Source organism: Streptomyces sp. NPDC001222 (genome assembly GCF_042896945.1).
Taxonomy (GTDB): Bacteria; Actinomycetota; Actinomycetes; order Streptomycetales; family Streptomycetaceae; genus Streptomyces; species Streptomyces gibsoniae.
The window spans coordinates 45,043-63,596 of the sequence record NZ_JBIAXT010000030.1; the positions used below are offsets into that span (position 1 = coordinate 45,043).

General features: G+C 70.3%; 13 protein-coding genes. 4 read left to right on the top strand and 9 right to left on the bottom strand.

The window, feature by feature from the left end; all coding sequences use genetic code 11:
• Window positions 1-134 precede the first annotated feature (134 nt).
• Window positions 135-1,112, top strand: coding sequence for a helix-turn-helix domain-containing protein (locus tag ACFY2Z_RS31520; protein WP_390747468.1), 978 nt, complete (start codon window positions 135-137; stop codon window positions 1,110-1,112).
• A gap of 73 nt (window positions 1,113-1,185) precedes the next feature.
• Here the strand turns inward: ACFY2Z_RS31520 and ACFY2Z_RS31525 are convergent, their stop codons facing one another.
• Window positions 1,186-2,175 carry a helix-turn-helix domain-containing protein gene (locus tag ACFY2Z_RS31525; protein WP_390747469.1) on the bottom strand — a complete coding sequence of 330 codons (990 nt, stop codon included), beginning with the start codon at window positions 2,173-2,175 and terminating at the stop codon, window positions 1,186-1,188.
• 350 nt (window positions 2,176-2,525) lie between these two features.
• Between ACFY2Z_RS31525 and ACFY2Z_RS31530 the strand changes: the two genes are divergently transcribed.
• Window positions 2,526-3,503, top strand: a complete 978-nt coding sequence (locus ACFY2Z_RS31530) for an alpha/beta hydrolase (protein WP_390747470.1) — start codon at window positions 2,526-2,528, stop codon at window positions 3,501-3,503.
• On the opposite strand, the gene ACFY2Z_RS31535 is transcribed toward ACFY2Z_RS31530, so the two are convergent.
• Entirely contained in the window at window positions 3,489-4,529 is a 1,041-nt protein-coding gene (locus ACFY2Z_RS31535; protein WP_390747471.1) for a helix-turn-helix domain-containing protein, read from the bottom strand. The genes ACFY2Z_RS31530 and ACFY2Z_RS31535 overlap by 15 nt on opposite strands.
• Window positions 4,530-4,715: 186 nt before the next feature.
• Between ACFY2Z_RS31535 and ACFY2Z_RS31540 the strand changes: the two genes are divergently transcribed.
• Window positions 4,716-5,813 carry an LLM class flavin-dependent oxidoreductase gene (locus ACFY2Z_RS31540; RefSeq protein WP_390747472.1) on the top strand — a complete coding sequence of 366 codons (1,098 nt, stop codon included), beginning with the start codon at window positions 4,716-4,718 and terminating at the stop codon, window positions 5,811-5,813.
• Entirely contained in the window at window positions 5,810-6,427 is a 618-nt protein-coding gene (locus tag ACFY2Z_RS31545) for an FMN reductase (protein WP_390747473.1), read from the top strand. Before ACFY2Z_RS31540 ends, ACFY2Z_RS31545 begins: the two co-directional genes overlap by 4 nt.
• A gap of 59 nt (window positions 6,428-6,486) precedes the next feature.
• Here ACFY2Z_RS31545 and ACFY2Z_RS31550 read toward each other — a convergent pair whose 3' ends face one another.
• The 7 genes from ACFY2Z_RS31550 to ACFY2Z_RS31580 form a co-directional block, all read right to left on the bottom strand.
• Entirely contained in the window at window positions 6,487-8,730 is a 2,244-nt protein-coding gene (locus ACFY2Z_RS31550; protein WP_390747474.1) for an FUSC family protein, read from the bottom strand.
• Window positions 8,731-8,872: 142 nt separating this feature from the next.
• Complete coding sequence (locus ACFY2Z_RS31555) at window positions 8,873-10,327, bottom strand: glyceraldehyde-3-phosphate dehydrogenase (RefSeq protein WP_390747475.1); 1,455 nt, start codon at window positions 10,325-10,327, stop codon at window positions 8,873-8,875.
• Window positions 10,328-10,461: 134 nt separating this feature from the next.
• Window positions 10,462-11,862 carry a dihydrolipoyl dehydrogenase gene (gene lpdA, locus ACFY2Z_RS31560; RefSeq protein WP_390747476.1) on the bottom strand — a complete coding sequence of 467 codons (1,401 nt, stop codon included), beginning with the start codon at window positions 11,860-11,862 and terminating at the stop codon, window positions 10,462-10,464.
• Between the two features lie 99 nt (window positions 11,863-11,961).
• On the bottom strand, window positions 11,962-13,413 hold the full coding sequence (locus ACFY2Z_RS31565; protein WP_390747477.1) for a purine-cytosine permease family protein: 1,452 nt from the start codon (window positions 13,411-13,413) through the stop codon (window positions 11,962-11,964).
• A gap of 133 nt (window positions 13,414-13,546) precedes the next feature.
• Entirely contained in the window at window positions 13,547-16,099 is a 2,553-nt protein-coding gene (locus ACFY2Z_RS31570) for a discoidin domain-containing protein (protein ID WP_390747478.1), read from the bottom strand.
• A gap of 348 nt (window positions 16,100-16,447) precedes the next feature.
• On the bottom strand, window positions 16,448-16,933 hold the full coding sequence (locus ACFY2Z_RS31575) for an ANTAR domain-containing protein (protein WP_390747479.1): 486 nt from the start codon (window positions 16,931-16,933) through the stop codon (window positions 16,448-16,450).
• Window positions 16,934-17,401: 468 nt separating this feature from the next.
• Window positions 17,402-18,379 (bottom strand): Ku protein, encoded by a 978-nt coding sequence (locus tag ACFY2Z_RS31580; protein WP_390747480.1) that lies wholly within the window; start codon window positions 18,377-18,379, stop codon window positions 17,402-17,404.
• Window positions 18,380-18,554 lie beyond the last annotated feature (175 nt).

An 18,554-nucleotide genomic window follows, 5' to 3' on the forward strand; every position in this document is an offset into this window, starting at 1 on the left:
GCCGGACCGTCCGACGCGCTCGCGGACCGCCGACCCGCGCTTGCGATGCCCCACGGTGCAGCGTTCATGCCCTTGTCCGCAGGGACCGCCTGACCAGCGTCTTTTACGGCCGGAGCCGCCGCAGGCTGAAGTCCGTGGAACGCTTCGAAGGGGGCCGTATGAGCCTGATGCCCGTATCCGCCGCCCCGGGCGGCACGCATCTCACTCAGGACGCGGGTCAGGTCGCCGATGTCCGCGCACACGGCGCACTCGGTTTCCTGCGGATCGACACGGTCGGGGGAGCGGCACGGACCTACGTCCACGAGCCCGACGACGACACCCGCGAACCGTGTCTGGTGCTGGGCATCCACACCGCCGGCCGGGCGGTCCTGGTCCGGCGGGGAGCGGGCGCGGCCTGCGGCCCGGACGACCTCTTCGTCTGCGACGGCGAGGAGCCGTTCACGCTCCATGAGCCGGAGGACTTCGCCCTGCATCTGGTGCGGATACCGAGACGGGTCCTCGCGCTCACCGACCACGGGATACGGGCCCTCTGTGCGCGGGCCCCGTTCTCCGACGGCGCCGTGGCTCCGCTGCTGGTTCCCCTTCTACGGGAGCTCGTCGGCGCTCCGGACACGTATACGCCCCGGACGGCACTCCATCTGGCCGGCAGTGTGGCCGAGTGGGTGGCCCTGCTGGCGGTCGAGGACGGCGATGCCGTACCGCAGGACCACGAGGAGTGGTACGGAGCGGAGGCGGAGGGCGGGCAGGAGCGCGATGCCCTGGTCCGGCGGGTGCGCGCCCATGTCGACGCGAACCTGTGGGACCGCGGGCTGACCCCCGCGAGCGTCGCCACGGCCCAGCACATCTCGATCCGCTATCTCCACAAGCTCTTCGAGGACCACGACAGCACGGTCGGCCGGTGGATCCAGCACCGTCGGCTGGAGGAGGCGCGCCGGGAGCTGGCCCGCCCGGGGCGGGACGACACCACGGTCTCCGCGGTCGCGAGGCGCTGGGGGTTCGCGAACGCCACACACTTCAGCCGCAGCTTCCGCGCCAGGTACGGCGTGTCGCCCAGCGACTGGCGCGAGGACCGGACCCGGCCGTCCCTCGGGACCGGCGACCCGAACGGCTGACCGGCCGCAGCCGTACGCGTTCCGGAACCGGCCACCCGGGTCCTGAGGCGAGGGACGGGGCCGGGTAGCTCCTTCAGAGGGTTCCCGCCGCGGACGCGGCCGCGAGGCGACGCCACTGCTGCGGGGACTGCCCGTGGACGGCCTTGAAGGCACGGCTGAAGTGCGCCGCGTTGCGGAAGCCCCAGCGGGTCGCCACCACGGAGACGGAGGGACTCACCCGGCCGCGCCGCGCGAGTTCCCGCGCGCACTCCTCGACCCGCCGACGCAGGATCAGCCTGCCCACGGTGACTCCCTCGCCCTGGAAGAGGCGGTGCAGATAGCGGACCGAGATCAGATGCGCCCGGGCGATGCCCTCCGCCGAGAGGTCGGGGTCGTCGAGGTGCTGGTCGATGTACCGGCGGATCGTGACGATCAGCTGCTGGGGCCCGCTGCGAGGAGACCTGTCCACGGAGTCGTAGGCCTCGTAGGCGTCGTCGACCAGGGCGGCCACCAGCTCGGTCACGATGCCGCCGAGCCGCTCGCCCACCGCTGCGGGCACGCGGGACGCCGTGTCGTCCAGGCGCCCCAGGAGGGGGGCCAGCAGCGCGGCCACCCCGCCCGACGGCGTGAGGGCGCGGGCCGTGAGGGTCCGCAGGACCTCCCCGGGGATGTGCAGGGCGTGCGCGGGGAGGCGGAAGAACAACGTGCGGGCCGCATCCCGCTGTTCGACCGAGAAGGCCCGGCGCAGGTCCAGCAGCGCCAGCTGCCCGCTCCGCACCTCGGCGCCACGGCCGTCCTGGACCAGACGCACCGCCCCGTCCCGGGGGACCACCAGGGCGACCGCGTCCTTGGCGGCCGCGGTGTCCTCGGCGTGCGGGCGCGAGCCACGGGCCACCCGCAGCGGCCCGGCCGCACAGGCGATCAGGCGGACATAGCCGAAGTGATGCAGCGTCACGGTGCCCGGCAGGGGCTCGCCCAGCCGCGGATGATCGTGGACGGGTGCCAGCCAGCGCGCCACGGCGTCGCCGACATCGGACGACGCCGGGGTGCACGGCCGGTCGGCCGTCCTGGGCAGGGCGCTCACGTGGACTCCTCTCGGCCGCCCCGCAATTCGGTGAACGGTGCGCCGGAGCGGGGGACGGACGCCGCTCTCCACACCCCTTTCCGCGACTCTCCGACGGTCATGGGGAGAGGCGTCGGGTCGTCCGACGGCATCGCGGCGCGTCGAGGTTCGAGATGTCGAACAGCTGCCGAAGTGTGCACGCAGGGGCATGGGTGAGTACGGTGGCCCGCCCCTCTCCCCGGCAGCGGGCGCCCTAGGCTGGATCGCGCGTGCGGCCGCCTCCGGTGCCGAGAGTGTGCCTCCCTGCCCGGCAGCGGGTGCGGAGCCGATCCCCCGTACGGCCCATGATCCGCCCCCCGCAGGAGTTGTCCGTGGAAGAAGACGTTCCGGCCCTCGGGGCGAAGCCCGTCCTCGAACGGCAGGTGCGGGCCTTCGTCCAGGCGTACACGTGCCCTGTGCCGGAGGGCACCGACGCGGCCGCCGCCAGGGCCCGCATGGCGGTGCTGTGGAACGGCGACGGCCGTGTCGAGCCCGATGTGGAGGAGGAATGGCTCGCCCTGCCGGGAGACGACGGCAGCCGGATCCGGGTGCGGATCCTCCGTCCCGCCGGCAGCGAGGAACTCCTGCCGGTGGTGCTGTATCTGCACGGGCTGGGCTGGATGCTGACCGACGCGCACGCACACCGGCTCCTGGTGGCGGACCTGGTCCTCGGCGTGGATGCCGCCGTGGTCGTCCCCGAGTACGACGGTCCGGAGGACGCAAGGTACCCGAGCGCCGTCGAACGGGCGTACACCGTCGCCCGGTGGATCGCCCGCCATGGCGCGCAGTGCCGGCTGGACGGCACCAGGATGGCGGTCGTCGGCGCCAGCACGGGCGCCCAGCAGGCGGCCGCCCTCACCCTGGTCGCGCTGGAGCGTGGCGAGCCGGCCTTCAGCCACCAGGTGCTGGTCTGCCCGGTGACCGACGCGGCGATGGACACCCACTCCTACCACCAGTTCGGGGAGGGCTACTTCCTCGGCCGGGCCGCAATGAGCGGATACTGGCGGCAGTACGCGCCGGACCCCGAGACCCGGACCCTGGGCACCGTGTCGCCGCTGCGCGCGGCCACCCGCCGGCTGCGCGGCCTGCCGCCGGCGCTCGTTCTCACCGCCGAGGCCGATGTGCTGCGTGACGAGGGCGAGGCCTATGCGGCGCGGCTGAGGGAGGCGGACGTCCCGGTCGTGTCGGCCCGGTATCACGGCACGATTCACGGGTTCGTCCTGTTCGACCTGCTGCGCGGCACGCACGCGTCCAGAGCGGCGCGTATCCAGGCGACGGACACCTTGCATGCGGCCCTACACGCCGTCTGACCGGCCGGCGCGGGACACCGGTCCGTCCGTCGCCCCGCCGCCCCGGCCGGAGCCGCTCCCGAGGGGGCTGCTGTCGCGGTTGCGCCGCCAGTCGCTCGGCGACTGCCCGTACGCCGCCTGGAACCGCCGGCTGAAGTGGCTCGGGCTGCTGAATCCGCACCGCGCGGACACGGCCGCGACGGTGAGCCGGTCGTAGCGCGGCGAGGCCAGCATCTGCTGTGCCTTGGTGAGCCGTTCGGCGATCAGCCACTGCTCCAGGCTGATGCCCGCCTCGCTGAGCAGGAGGTACAGCCGGCGCACCGAGATGGCGTGCTCGGCCGCGATCCGCCCGGGCGTCAGATCACGGTCCGCGAGATGGCGGCGCGCATAGCCGGTGATCCGGGTCAGCAGGGTCTCGTCCATGGCCGACCTCACCGTGTCGGTCTCCTCGACGTGCGCGGCCGACAGCAGCAGCGCGCGTACGAGATCCGTGGTGGCGCTCGCCAGGGCCGGCGCGCCGGGATCGGACTCGAGAGCGCCCGGATCGCGCCACAGGCCGCGCAGATGCTGGAGGACCAGGCCGTACATCGGACTGGCACGCAGTTGCAGGGCGGCCCTGACCACGAGGTCCACCGGCACGTCCAGGCGGTTCATGTCGAACATGATCGACTGGGAGGCCGCGTCGCCGGACCAGCCGTAGGTACGGGGCGACAGCTCGTGGAACACACAGATGTCGTCGGGCCCCAACAACGAGCGCCGGCCCGCCACTTCGGCGCGGTGGAGGCCCGCGGGCTGGAGCGAGACGGAGACCACGGGACGGCTGCGGTGGTGACGTACATGCCGCTCGTTGCGCCGGACCTCGAAGCCGGAGTTGCGGGTGGCGAAGAGGTTCAGGCCGCCCACCTGCCACAGCTCCATACGGGCGTGGATGCCGGTCGGGGGCTCCTCGTGGACGATCTCGTTGGGCACCATCGAGTCCGTCAGCGCATGCCGAAACGCCTCCACCCGCTCGCGTGGCGCCACCGTGCCGAGATCGAGCAACAGCACTCCTGGCCCCCTCACCGATCATGTCCACCGACACTGTGCATCCTCGGTGGCACGCCCGCGCTCGGGCAACGTCTCCGGAAGAGCAGGGCGCTGGGGGTCACCTGCCCGTGCGCTCTCGGGCATGCCGGCCCTGCGGGGGACGCCTAGCGTTCCGCACGCACACGATTGCCGGAAGAAGAGGGATCCATGCAGTTCGGCATCTTCACGGTCGGTGATGTGACGACCGATCCGACCACGGGCCGTACGCCGTCGGAGCACGAACGCATCAAGGCGATGGTCGCCGTCGCGCTCAAGACGGAGGAGGTGGGCCTGGACGTCTTCGCCATGGGCGAGCACCACAACCCGCCCTTCGTACCGTCGTCCCCGACCACCATGCTCGGCCATGTCGCCGCGCGCACCGAGAAGTTGATCCTGTCCACGGCCACGACACTGATCACCACCAACGACCCGGTGAAGATCGCCGAGGACTACGCGATGCTCCAGCACCTGGCCGACGGGCGGGTGGACCTGATGATGGGGCGCGGCAACACCGGCCCGGTCTACCCCTGGTTCGGGCAGGACATCCGCCAGGGCATCAACCTCGCCAAGGAGAACTACGCGCTGCTGCACCGGCTGTGGCGCGAGGACGTGGTCGACTGGGAGGGCAAGTTCCGCACGCCGCTGCAGGGCTTCACCGCCACGCCCCGACCGCTGGACGGCATACCGCCGTTCGTCTGGCACGGCTCGATCCGCTCCCCGGAGATCGCCGACCAGGCGGCCTACTACGGCGACGGCTTCTTCCACAACAACATCTTCTGGCCCGCCGAGCACACACGGCAGATGGTCCAGCTGTACCGGCGGCGCTACGCCCACTACGGGCACGGCCGGCCGGAACAGGCCATCGTCGGACTGGGCGGCCAGGTGTTCATGCGGAAGAACTCCCAGGACGCCGTACGGGAGTTCCGCCCCTACTTCGACAACGCGCCCGTCTACGGGCACGGACCGTCCCTGGAGGAGTTCACCGAGCAGACCCCGCTCACGGTCGGCTCTCCCCAGCAGGTCATCGAGCGGACGCTGACCTTCCGCGAGACGGTCGGCGACTACCAGCGGCAGCTGTTCCTGATGGACCACGCGGGCCTTCCCCTGAAGACCGTTCTGGAACAGATCGACATCCTCGGCGAGGAGGTCGTGCCCGTCCTGCGCAAGGAGTTCGCGAACGGCCGCCCGGCCGATGTGCCGGACGCGCCGACGCATGCGGCCCGGATCGCCGCCGCGGCGTCCGGGAAGGGAGAGACCACAGCATGAAGCTGGTCGCCGTGTCCGCGGGGCTGAGCACCCCGTCCTCCACCCGTCTGCTCGCGGACCGCCTCGCCGAGTCGGTCCGCGGCGAACTCGCCGGTCCGGGCCAGGAGCTGGAGACCGAGGTCGTCGAGCTGCGGGAACTGGCCGTCGCCGTCGCCAACAACCTCGTCACCGGATTCCCGGCCCCGCCGCTGGCCGCCGTGATCGACGCGGTGACGGGTGCGACCGGTCTGATCGTCGTGTCTCCCGTGTTCACCGCCTCCTACAGCGGGCTGTTCAAGTCCTTCTTCGACCTGATCGACCCGGACGCCCTGACCGGGAAACCGGTCGTGATCGCGGCGACCGGCGGCACGGCCCGCCACTCCCTGGTGCTGGAGCACGCGCTGCGCCCGCTGTTCGCGTATCTGCGCGCGGCGGTCGTCCCCACCGCGGTGTACGCGGCGTCCGAGGACTGGGGATCCGGCGGCGACGCCTTCACCGAGGGGCTGCCCGCGCGCATCCGGCGGGCGGGCGGCGAGCTCGCCGCTCTCATGGCCGCCCGTGCGGCCGAGGAGACACCCGAGGACGACGACGTCACCGCGCTCGAACGGCAGCTGTCCGACCTGCGCTTCGACTGAGGCACCGAGGACGGCACCGGCGCGACGGGTCGGTCGGCCGACGCGCGCCCCGGCGGTGGTCAGGCCTTCGGCGGCTGGGTGGGGACGTGGAGCGGACGGGCCAGTCCGGCCACCGCCTCGTCCAGGCGCTGAAGGTGCCGCAGCACCCGGTCGGTGACGCGGTCGTAGTGCGGGGCCCCGAGGGTGCCCGGCTTGAGCATGGACGCGATGCTGGGGCCCGTCTCGATCGCGGCGTCGGACTGTTCGTCGCCGACGTGCGTGGCGAGGGCCTCGATGTTGTGGACGATGCGCCGGCCCGCCACGCGCAGCCGGGGATCCGCCGCGATCGACGGGTGCTCGGGCAGCAGTTCGGCGGTCGCCGCCAGGGAGCGCGCGTGGTAGGCGCAGGTCTCCAGCATCGCCATCAGATAGCGGGCGGTGTCCCGGCGGGCCCGCATCGGCGTGATCGGATGGGTCAGCGGCTGTGTCGAGGAACGCAGATCGGCCAGGGCCTGGTCCAGATCGCGGGCCCGGTCGAGCAGATTGACCGCGGGACCACCGCTGAGCTGGCCGACGGCGGCCTCGGTGACATCGGCGAGCCGGGCCAGCGTGGTGCCGAGGAGTTCGTTCGTACGGCGATCGGTGTGGACCGGCAGCACCACCGCCGCCGCGACGATTCCGCAGAACACCCCGAGCGCCGTCTCCTCGATGCGCAGCAGGAGCACGGAAGCGGTGTAGGTGTGCAGGACCGTGTAGAGGAGGCCCAGCATGGCCGTGACGAAGAAGGACATCAGCGTGTACGACAGCGGTGCCGTGTAGAACATCGCGAAGATGAACAGCAGCACGAGCCCGAACGCCGTCCATGTGTGGTGTCCGACCACTCCCGCCAGCAGGATGCCCGCCACCACCCCGAGGACGGTCCCCACCAGCCGGCGATAACCCTTGACCAGGATCTCCCCGGTGGACGCCGTGTTGATGAACACGATCCAGCAGGTCAGCACGGCCCAGTACCAGCGCTGACTGGAGAGGAACTCGCCGCCGACCATGGCCAGCGCCGATCCCACGGCCACCTGCACCGCGGCGCGGGTGGTGGGGCGCCGGAGCCCGGTGGCCTCCGGCTCCGGGCGGCCAGCCTCCTCGCTGCCGTCGATCGCGGCGTCCTCCGCGTCCAGTTCCTCACGTGAGCGGGCGGTGGCGGGGGTGTCGTCGGACTCGTCCTCGGGTCCGTCGAAGGCGATCCGCAGTCCCAGGACGGCGCGCCCCAGCTCGCCGATCCCGCGGAAGACGTCCTGGACGGCGGCCGACGCGTGCGGCAGGTTCTCCTCCTCGCGATAGCCGAGGAGCCGGTTGCGCACGTGGGACACCGCCGTTCCGGCGGTCTGCGTGGCGGGCCGCAGGACAAGCAGATGCAGCGCCTCGAGGTCGCGGCGCAGTGCGGCGGTCGTCTCGTCCCGCTCGGGCAGCGGCCCGCCCGAGGGCACCGGGGCCCCCGGCAGGTGCAGGGTGAGCGTGTCGGCCCGCTTCGCGCTGCGCGCGGTGAGCAGCAGCAGCCCCAGCCGTTCGGCGGCGATCTCGGCATCGGCGATACGACGCTGTACGAGCCGGGCCGTCGCGTCGTCGGAGGTGCCCTCCTCCAGCCGCCCCTGGATCATCATGGCCGTCTCGTGCAGTGCCGCGGCCCTGCGGCGCACCTCGTCGAGCACCTTCTGGAGGTCGTCCGGCCCGGCGTCGAACAGGTCGAGGTACGCCGAGATCAGTTGCGCGAGGCGGGCCCGGAACGCCTGGCGCAGCCGGTCCAGGATCCCAGCGGGGGTGTCGGGCACCAGGGCGAAGCGCACCACGGCGCTGCACACGAAGGCGATGACGATCGCGGCACAGAGCCCCGGGAGTGCGGGGACGGTCGCGCCGACGAAGAGGGAGAGGAAGTAGACCTGGAAGACGATCAGTCCCAGTGCCGTGCCGCGGTCGCCGAACCGGCGGCCGTAGACGGCGCCGAAGATGAGCCCCAGGAAGGCGAGGTCCCCGGCCACCCGGTAGGAGTGCAGCAGCGCGCTCAGCGACACCGAGGCCAGCGCCACGGGGAGGCCCAGGGCCAGCGTGACGGCCTGTGGTGTCCGCTCCTTCTCGCGGATGGCGAACGTCGCGACCATGGCCGCGATGGCCCCGGCCACCAGATGCGACACGTCGGCCCGCAGAAAGGCCAGGACGGCGAGGGTGAGCGCGATGGAGCACACGGTCCGCAGCCCGGCCGTGAGTCGAAGCAGCCCGGGGTCCGACGCCACGATGCGTGCCCACGCCCTCGCCCGAACCGACCGGCTCGCCATGCACCCTCCGCCGCTCTCTCCGCGTCCCGTCATGATCCCTTCCCAGCATCGCACGAGGGGAGAGACGGCAGGAGTGCCTGGGAAAGCGCAGCGCGCACCGGTCCCCGTCTGCCGGGGGACCGGTGCGCGCAGTGGGCCGGAATCAGATCGCCGGCGCCGGGTAGGTCGGGTACTCCACCCCGGAGACGTACTGGACGACGCGGATGACCTGGCAGGAGTAGCCGAACTCGTTGTCGTACCACAGGTAGAGGATCGCGTTGTCGCCCTCGACCTTGGTGGCGCCCGCGTCGACGATCGAGGCGTGGCGCGAGCCGATGAAGTCGCTCGACACCGCGTCGGGGGCGGTGGTGAAGTCGATCTGGCGCTTCAGCGGTGACGTCAGCGACACGTTGCGGAGGTAGTCGAGGACTTCCTCGCGGCTGGTCTCCCGCGCGAGCTGAAGGTTGAGGATCGCGATCGACACATCGGGCACCGGGACCCGGATCGAGCTGCCGGTGATCCGCGCCTTGAGGTCGGGCAGCGCCTTGGCGACGGCGGAGGCGGCACCGGTCTCGGTGATCACCATGTTGAGCGGCGCGGACCGGCCACGACGGTCGGACTTGTGGTAATTGTCCAGCAGGTTCTGGTCGTTGGTGAACGAGTGGACCGTCTCCACATGGCCGCGCAGCACGCCGTACTCGTCCTCCATCGCCTTCAGCGGCGGGACGATCGCGTTGGTGGTGCAGGAGGCGCAGGACAGGATCTGCTCGTCGGGCTTGAGCGTGTCGTGGTTGACGCCGTGGACGATGTTGGGGACGTCGCCCTTGCCCGGCGCGGTCAGGACGACCTTGTCGATGCCGGGACGCAGATGCTTCGACAGACCCTCGCGGTCGCGCCACTTGCCCGTGTTGTCGATGAGGATGGCGTCCTTGATGCCGTACGCCGTGTAGTCGACCGAGGCCGGGTCGTCGGCGTAGATCACCTTGATCTCGTTGCCGTTGGCGATGATCGCGCTGTTCGCCTCGTCGACGGTGATCGTGCCCTGGAACTGCCCGTGGATGGAGTCACGGCGCAGCAGCGAGGCGCGCTTGACGAGGTCCTCGGCCGCCCGGCCGCCGCCCCCGCGCACGACGATGGCCCGCAGCCGCAGACCGTTGCCGGAGCCGGACTTCTCGATGAGCAGGCGGGCGACGAGGCGCCCGATGCGGCCGAACCCGTAGAGGACGACATCGCGCCCCGCGCCGCCCTCGATCTTGTTGGCGCCCGTCGCACCGGCGACGGCCTCGGCGGTGAACTCCGCCACCGACAGACCGCGGTCGTCGCTCCTGTACGTGGCGGCGAGCATGCCGATGTCGATCTGGGACGGGCCGAGGTCGAGCGCGGTGAGGGCCTGGAGGAAGGGCATCGTCTCGGTGACCGAGAGTTCCTCACCGGCGATCTGCCGTGCGAACCGGTGGGTCTTGAGGATGCTGACCACCGATTTGTTCACCAGGGAGCGGCTGTGCAGCAGGACGGTGACGTCCCGCTCACGGTGTAGCTTCCCGATGATCGGGATCATCGACTCCGCGGTCTCCTCGCGGTTCTTCCAGTTGGTGAACGAGTCGTCATTGACAGTCACAGGTTTATCTTTCGAGCTAGGCGGCGCTCATATGCTAAACCCACGTTAACTTCGATCTTGCGGGGGGTGGTCCACAGCGAGAAGCCCGGCGACCCGCGGCCGCCGGGCAGGGGTGTGCCGTACAGAGGGGCGCCCTACATGTTGATCATGTGGCCGGACAGGCCGTGGACGGCCTCCTTGACGGCTTCGCCGAGGGTGGGGTGCGCGTGGACGTTGCGGGCGACCTCGTGGATGGTGAGGTCCCACTGCTGGGCGAGGGTGAGTTCCGGGAGGAGCTCGGTGACCTCGGGGCCGATGAGGTGGGCACCGAGCAGTTCACCGTGGGTGTCGTCACTGATGATCTTCACAAAGCCGACGGGCTGCCCCAGGCCGTGGGCCTTGGCGTTGGCGGTGAATGGGAACTTGGCGACCTTGACGTCGAAGCCCCGCTCGCGCGCCTGGGCCTCGGTCCAGCCGAAGCTGGCGACCTGCGGCTGGCAGTAGGTGGCCCGCGGGATCATGGTGTAGTCCAGCTCCATGGTCTCCGCGTCCGCGATGGTCTCGGCGGCCACGATGCCCATGGACTCGGCGGCGTGCGCGAGCATCAGCTTGGCGGTGACGTCCCCGATCGCGAAGATGTGCGGCACGCTGGTGCGGCAGCGCCCGTCGACCTCGACCGCACCGCGCTCCGTCAGCCGCACCCCGGTGTTCTCCAGGCCGTAGCCCTGGACGTTCGGCGCGAAACCGATGGCCTGGAGGACCTTGTCCGTCTCCAGTGTCCGCCGCTCGCCGCCCTTGTCGACGGTGACGCGCACCCGGGGGCCGGAGTCGTCGATGCTCTCGACGGCGGTCCCGGTCAGGACCTCGATCCCCAGCTTGCGGTAGTGCTTGGCCAGTTCCTTGGAGATCTCCTCGTCCTCCAGCGGGACCATACGGTCCAGGAACTCGACGATGGTCACATCCACGCCGTAGCTGCGCAGGACGTAGGCGAACTCCACGCCGATCGCGCCCGCCCCGGCGATGACAATGCTGCCGGGCAGGGTCTCGCTCAGGATCTGGCTCTCGAAGGTGACCACCCGCTCCGACAGGGCGGTCCCGGGCAGCAGCCGTGGCCGGGCGCCGGTGGCCAGGATGCAGTGGCCGAACGTCACCGTCTCGGTGCGCCCGTCCGCCAGGGTCACCACCAGGGTGTGGTCGTCGGTGAAGGTGCCGCGCCCGTCGAACTGGGTGATGGCGTTCTTCTTCATCAGGTAGTGAACGCCCTTGACCCGGCCGTCGGCGACCTTACGGCTGCGCTGGAAGGCCGCCCCGTAGTCGACGGCCACCTCCCCGCCGATGCTGATCCCGTACGCCTTGGCCTCGTTCGCGACGAACTGCACCATCTCGGCGTTGTGCAACAGGGCCTTGGAGGGGATACAGCCCACGTTCAGGCACACGCCTCCCCAGTACCGCTCCTCGACCACCGCGGTGGACAGACCCAGTTGCGCGCTACGGACCGCGGCGGTGTAGCCACCGGGCCCCGCTCCCAGAACAAGAACATCAAAGTGTTGGCTCACAAGCGATCGATCCTTCTCCGATGAGCCTCGGTACGCAACCTCAACTGCCTTCCGCAGGACAGGAGATGTCTGCCCCCGCCCCTTTGGTGGACCCGCCGGTCAGGGTTCGCGGTGCTCGTGCGCCGCCTGTTCCAGCGCCGCCGCCTCGGCCTCGGCCAGCCGCTGTTCGGCCGCCACGTCGATGGACCGGGTCAGCAGCCAGTAGAGCAGCGCGGCGACCGGCAGCCCGACGAACAGGGAGATGTCCGCTCCGCCGAGTGCGCGGGCGGCGGGCCCGACGAAGAGATCGCCCACGGAGAAGAACGGCACCATGACGGCGAACCCCACCAGGTACGCGACGATGCCGTGCAGACCCCAGCGCCCGTAGATCCCACGGGGGTTGAAGATCTCGGCGATGGCGTAGTGGCCGCGGCGCACCACGTAGTAGTCCATGAGGTTCACCGAGGTCCACGGGATGAACAGATAGAGCACCAGCAGCAGGAAGTTGTTGAAGTTCTGCAGGAAATGGGACGTCGCGGCCAGCGCGCCGACGAGGGAGAGCGCCGCGGTGAGCCCCAGGGTGACCAGCCGCACGGCCAGCGTCGGCCGTACCTTCGTGAAGGAGTCGATGCCGCTGATCAGCGTGAGCGATCCGCCGTACATGTTGAGCGCCGTGACGGACACCAGGCCCAGCGCGGCGAACAGCAGCACGACGGCGCCGAAGCCGCTGAAGACCGTGTCGCCCGCGGCGTCGATCGAGCGGATCGTGTCGAAGTCCTTGCCCGCCCAGGCGGCGAGCAGGGTGCCGAGGGTCATCAGCCAGACGCCGCCGAGTGCCGAGCCGAAGTACGTCCAGTAGAAGGTCTTGCGGACCGTCACGTCCGGCGGCAGGTAGCGCGAGTAGTCCGAGACGTAGATCGCCCAGCTGATCTGGTAGCCGGCGACGACACCGAACTGGGCGAGGAACGGCGTCCACCGGAAGCCGCCGAGGTCGAACGAGCCCGGCGGGTAGTGCAGGTTGACCAGGACCCCCACGGTGAAGATCCCGAAGACGACCAGGAAGGTGTACGTCAGGATCCGCTCGGCCCGGTGGATGATGTCGTAGCCCACGAGCGCGATCACGAGGGCGACCAGGGTGACCACGACCACCCACAGCTTGACGCTGCCGTGGACCGTGGTGTGCAGCGCGTCGCCGGCGAGGATGGTGTTGAAGACGTTGAACCCCGCGTACTGCACATAGGCGAACAGCCACACCAGAAGGGCCCCGACATATCCGAACTGGGGCCGCGACTGGATCATCTGGGGCAGGCCGAGCTGGGGGCCCTGGGCCGAGTGGAAGGCCATGAAGAAGGTGCCGATGACGGTGCCCGCCACGATCGCGAGGAGCGACCACAGGAGGTTGCCGCCCTCGGTGATGCTGATCAGACCCACCGCGAGGGTGGCGATCTGCGCGTTGGACATGAACCACAGCGGGCCCAGATGCCACAGCTTGCCGTGCCGTTCGTCCAGGGGGACATAGTCGATGGACCGGATCTCGAGGCCCGAGACCCGGGGCTCTGAAGCAGTCGTCACGGCGCCTCCCGCGTGCTGATCCATCCCTGCGGCCACATTCGCCCCCCGGACGTCGCGGGTCAAGGCCGCCGACCACCCGGACCGTGAGGCGTGGTCCGGGTGGTCATGCCCTACGGCATCAGCGGGCCCTTCGTCAGGGGAACTGCGTGACCTTCGACGGAACGGTGTCGGTTCCCGACGTGGGGGCACCGGTGTCGTTGACGACGTGGGCGTACTGGCCCTTCCCACCCAGGGAGATCACCAGCAGGTCGTGCATCCTGATCCCCGGTCTGACGGGCACCTGGAAGCCGTGGGCCTGGACGATCGTCGGATCGGCCGTGTAGTTGCAGTAGCTGCCCAGGCCCCAGGCCTCATGGACGTTCACCGTGTCGGCGACCTTGTAGGCGGCGTAGCCGACGATGCCGTCGTGGGTGACGGCGGCGGCGTTCGGGGCGTCGTAGGCCTTCTCGTTCTGGAAGAAGATCGTGCGGCCCCGCTCGCCGCTCCACAGCACGTCGTACTTGTTGAAGTGCTCGACGAAGAGTCCCGTGGCCAGGACGTCGTCGCCGTTGACGCGCAGACCGTAGTCGGCCCGGTTGGTGTCCCAGCCGACCCCGTCCCCGTGGTCGGCGCGCCAGAGCCAGGTGTGGTCGATGACGACGTCGTCGCTGTTGACGACGACGGAGTTGGTGGCCAGCCCCGGGCCCGCGCCGCCGATACGGATGAAGACGTCCTGCACGGTGGTGGGATCGGCGGAGTGGTCGGCCGTCGAACCGGCCGGGCCGATCTGCAGAAGTGTGTCGGAGTTGACGGGGCCGGCGTCGATGAGGAAGCCCGCGAGCCGTACTCCGTCGACGTCCGCCACATGCATCGCGTCGATGCCGTTGTCGGGGACGAGGGTGGCCAGACCGAGGCCGAGCACGACCGTGTCGGGCCGTGTCACGTCGATGGTCCGGTCGAGGTGGTAGATGCCCGGGGTGAACAGCAGGTTGAGGCCCTGGGCCAGCGCGGCGTTGATCGTCGCGGCGGTCGCGCCCGGCTTGACCACGTAGAACTGGTCCAGCGGGATCGAGGTGCCCGCGTCGGTGGGCCAGGACACGCCACGAGCGTCGGTGCGCTTCGCGGGCACGAAGATCTTGTAGCTGCTCCCGTCCAGATACAGGAACGGCTTCTCGCGGGAGACCGGGGTGGTGTCCAGCGTGGTGTACGGGCCGGAGTCGAAGTTGGTCGCCGGGGCGCCCTGGACGCCGGTGAACGTCATGTTCCACACACCGTTGGTCCAGCCGCCGACCGAGCTGTCACGGGTGTACCACTGCTGCTGGGAGTACGGCCCCACCGTGCCGTCGATCTTCGAGTCGGCGATATAGCCGCCGGAGGCCCAGCCGTAGCCGTTCGGGGCGAGGTTGAGTCCGCCCTGAACGTGAATGCGGCGGAACGGCGCGGCCTGCGCGACGGCCCACCGGTCGGTGCCGTTGGCAGGCTTGAGGGCGAGGTTCTCCGCCGAGCGCCAGAAGTTCTGGGTGGCGTTGCCGTTGAACCAGCCCGCGTCGACGGTGATGTCACCGTTGATCTGAGTGTCGTCGGGATTCAGCCCGAGCCCCGAGATCGAGGTGTAGAAGCCGAGTTGGGCGTTGATGCCGTTGTAGGTGCCCGGCTTCAGCAGGAACTGGTACCGGCCGGAGCCGAACTGGCTCGACTCCTGCTGGGCGAAGACCTGGTCGAACTTCTGCTGGAGATTGGGCGTGGACGGATCCACGACGATGACGTTCGGTCCGAGGTCGCCACCGCCCTGGACGGGGGGAGTGCCGCCCGACGAGGCCGTGTGGACCGTGACCTCCCACAGGGAGTAGCCGTAGCCGGTCGCGCGGACCGTTCCGTAGATCCGGAGATAGCGGCCCGAGCCGCTCACGTCGTACGACGCCGTGCCACCGCTCGCGCCGGTCACGCTCTTGAGCGTGGTCCAGCTTTGGCCGTCGTCCGAGGCCTGGATCTGGAACTCCTTGGCGTAGGCGGCCTCCCAGGTCAGGTCGACCTTGCACAGGTTCTGTACCGATCCCAGGTCGACCTGCACCCACTGCGGATCGGAGGCCTGGCTCGACCAGCGGGTGCCGGTGTCGCCGTCGAAGGCGGCGGAGGCGGGGGTGCCCGCGTTCTCCGTGGAGGAGGCGGAGGCGGGCCTGCCCTTCGCGGCGTCGGCAGCGTCGCAGGAGGGCGCGGTGGTGCCGGAGGTGCCGAAGACCTGGAACTCCCAGAGGGAATAGCCCCACTGGGTGGCGCGGTGGACGCCGTACATCCTGACGTATCGGCCCTGTCCCGACACGTCGAGGGTGTCGATGCCGCCGTCGCCCCCGGTGACGGACTTGAGGTCGGTCCAGCTGCTGCCGTTCTGGGAGGCCTGGATCTTGTAGTCCTTGCCGTAGGCGGCCTCCCAGTTGAGGACGACCTTGGTGATCGTGGCGGTGGCGCCGAGGTCGACCTGGAGCCACTGCGTGTCGCCGGCGGTGGACGACCAGCGGGTGCCGGTGTCGCCGTCCACGGCATCGGCGGCGGGCGTCCCGGCGTTCTCGTCGGAGGACGACGTGGCCGTTCTGCCCTGGGACAGCGGGGTCTCGGCCGCAGCCGCGGCGGCGGCCGGGGAGGGGACGGCGGGCAGGGTGAGGAGCGCTGCCGTGGCGGCCAGCGCGACACCCAGGGATCTGAGTCTCATGTGGGGTTCCCTGCGGGTGCGGTGAACGGGTGGTCACGACGAGCGGTGGCGTGCGGTGGCGCGCGGAACGGCGATGTCTGGTGCGCAGATGGGCCCGGAACGCGGCTGCCTGTGCCGCCCCGATCGGCATGGAGTGTGAACGGGCTCAGGAGTCTGCTTAGTTCACGACTTGATTTAACTGATGAGGCTGGACACCGGGCAAGCCCCCGGACGCAGGAATCTTTTCAACTCCTGGTCACGGGGGCGTGGTTGGAGGGAGGGTGGGTGTTCAAGCAGTGGCGCCGGTGGGGGTGTCGATCCGTCCCCCGGAGTCCTTGACGCAGCCCCCCGGGAGTCCGGACGACCGGTTCAGGGCCGCGAGGGTCTGCGCGGTGACGGACGGGCGGGGGAGGGGGGCGTCGGGGCGGTCCCCAGGTCTGCGGACTGGGTCGGTTGGGATCGGGTTCCGGTCGAGTGGGATCGGGCCGCGGCCGGTTGGGATCGGCCCCCGGTCGGGTGGGAGCAGATTCTGTACCGTTCGAGTGCCTTGTTCAGCTCCATCAGGAGGGGCTCCGGCAGGACACCGTCCTGCGCGTACCTCAGGATGTGTTCCGCCACGACGCGCAACTTGGTGTTCGTGCGCTGTGAGACATCCCGCAGGACGCGCCAGGCCTCCTCGGGTGCGATCCGCCCGATGGCGACCACGGCGCCCATCGCCTGATCGATACGGGCGTGCGAGGAGACGGCCTGGTGGAGCTGTGCGTTCTCCTCGAGGAGCCGTTGGTGCTCCATTGCCAGGTCGGCGGCGGACAGCAGCCGCAGCGGGTGCCGGTCGGATATCGCAAAGAACGCCATGGTGTGTTCCCAGGTCGGACGGGCGGTCGCGGTTACAGCTTCCCCCAGGCGGGCGTCGTAGACGAATCGGTTCCGGCCTCCGTGCGCGGCCGGACGCCCGGCGCGACCCTCCCGGCGCCGGCCGCCCGGCAGCTCCGATGTCCGGGTTGTGAGTTCACACAGTGCTGCGGATCGTTACGTTCGGTCACGATGCTTCCGGGGCCCAGTTGCGCGGCTTGCGCGAAGAGGTCGTCGCTGAGGTGCTCGACGGTCTCCCAGCGGTCCCATCCAGCGAACCCGCCTTCCCGTCCCATGCGGGCGGGGGCGCCTTGCGAAGGACTGCCACCGCGAGCCGCACGGCAAGGTCGAGGCCGTCACCGGTCACGGGGGACGGGGACGGGCCGATTTCGACGGATCTACCTCGACCGGCAAGAGCCACGCCCTCCTTTGATTCACCGGGCAACCCGGCGAACGCTGGAGGTCACAGCACTAGGCGCTGCGCGGCCGACGGGCCGTCTTGCGGGCCGAGGTCTTCTTGGCCGTGGTCTCCTTCTCGGTGTCCTTCGCGGTCTTCTTCGCCGCGGTCTTCTTCGCGGGTGCCTTCTGCGTCGACTTCCCGGATGCCGTCCTCGCGGCCGCGCTCTTCTTGGGCAGCTCGTGGACCTCGGCCTCCGCCTCCTCGCCCCGGGACGCCTTCGCCTGGGCCACGGAGTCCCGGAGCGCGGTCATCAGATCCAGCACCGCGCCGGTCCCGACCTCCGGCTCCGGTGCCTCGGGCGGGGCGTGGCCCTCCCGCTTGGCCTCGATCACCTGCTCGAGCGCCTCCGTGTAGTGGTCGACGAAGTCGGGGCCTTCGAGGCTGTCCCGGGTCATGCGCCCGATCAGGTGCTCGGCCTCGGCGATCTCGTCGTCGGAGAGCGCCACCTCCTGCGGGGCCAGTTCACGGGGATCGCGGATCTCGTCCGGCCAGCGCATCGCGTGCAGCACGATCGCGTCGTCGCGCACGCGCAGCAGGCCGAGCCGCTCCCGGCCGTGCCAGGCGAACTTGGCCACCGCCACTCTCGACGATCGCTCCAGCGCCTTGCGCAGCAGCGCGTACGGCTTGGTGGCGACTGCCCCCGAGGCCTGGAGGTAGTAGCCCTCGCCGATCCGGAGGGGGTCGATGGACTCGGCCGGCACGAACGCGGCGATCTCGATGGCCCGCGCCGTCGGCAGGGGCAGTTCCCTCAGTTCCTCGTCGAGGACGGCGACGACCTGGTCCTTGGCGATCTCGTACCCCTTGCCGATCTCGTCCTGCGGGATCTCACGGTCCTCGATCTCGCAGAACTTGCGTACGCGCACCCGGCCCATGTCCTTCAGGTGGTACTGGTGGAAGCGGACACTGTGGTCCTCGGTCGCGGGGACCACGTTGATCGGGATCGTGACCAGGCCGAAGCTGATCGCTCCTGACCAGATGCTCCGGGGCATCGCAGACCTCTCCGTGACGTGCCCCGAGGCCACCAGCCTACGAAGTGCTCCGCCGGGCGGCACGGCGGAGTGCTCCGCCGGGGCGGGTTCGGTGCCGGTGGGGAGCGCTCGGTGAACTGCCGGGGAAATCTTGGTGTCCGTCCTGGCGTCCGAGCTGTTCGGGCGCGGGGTGCTG

Excerpts from the sequence above, each read along its gene's own strand:
- ACFY2Z_RS31540 (WP_390747472.1), top strand. The coding sequence starts at position 4,716 with ATGCAGTTCGGCATCTTCACGGTCGGTGATGTGACGACCGATCCGACC.
- ACFY2Z_RS31545 (WP_390747473.1), top strand. The coding sequence starts at position 5,810 with ATGAAGCTGGTCGCCGTGTCCGCGGGGCTGAGCACCCCGTCCTCCACC.
- ACFY2Z_RS31550 (WP_390747474.1), bottom strand. The coding sequence starts at position 8,730 with ATGGCGAGCCGGTCGGTTCGGGCGAGGGCGTGGGCACGCATCGTGGCG.
- ACFY2Z_RS31570 (WP_390747478.1), bottom strand. The coding sequence starts at position 16,099 with ATGAGACTCAGATCCCTGGGTGTCGCGCTGGCCGCCACGGCAGCGCTC.
- ACFY2Z_RS31575 (WP_390747479.1), bottom strand. The coding sequence starts at position 16,933 with ATGGCGTTCTTTGCGATATCCGACCGGCACCCGCTGCGGCTGCTGTCC.
- ACFY2Z_RS31580 (WP_390747480.1), bottom strand. The coding sequence starts at position 18,379 with ATGCCCCGGAGCATCTGGTCAGGAGCGATCAGCTTCGGCCTGGTCACG.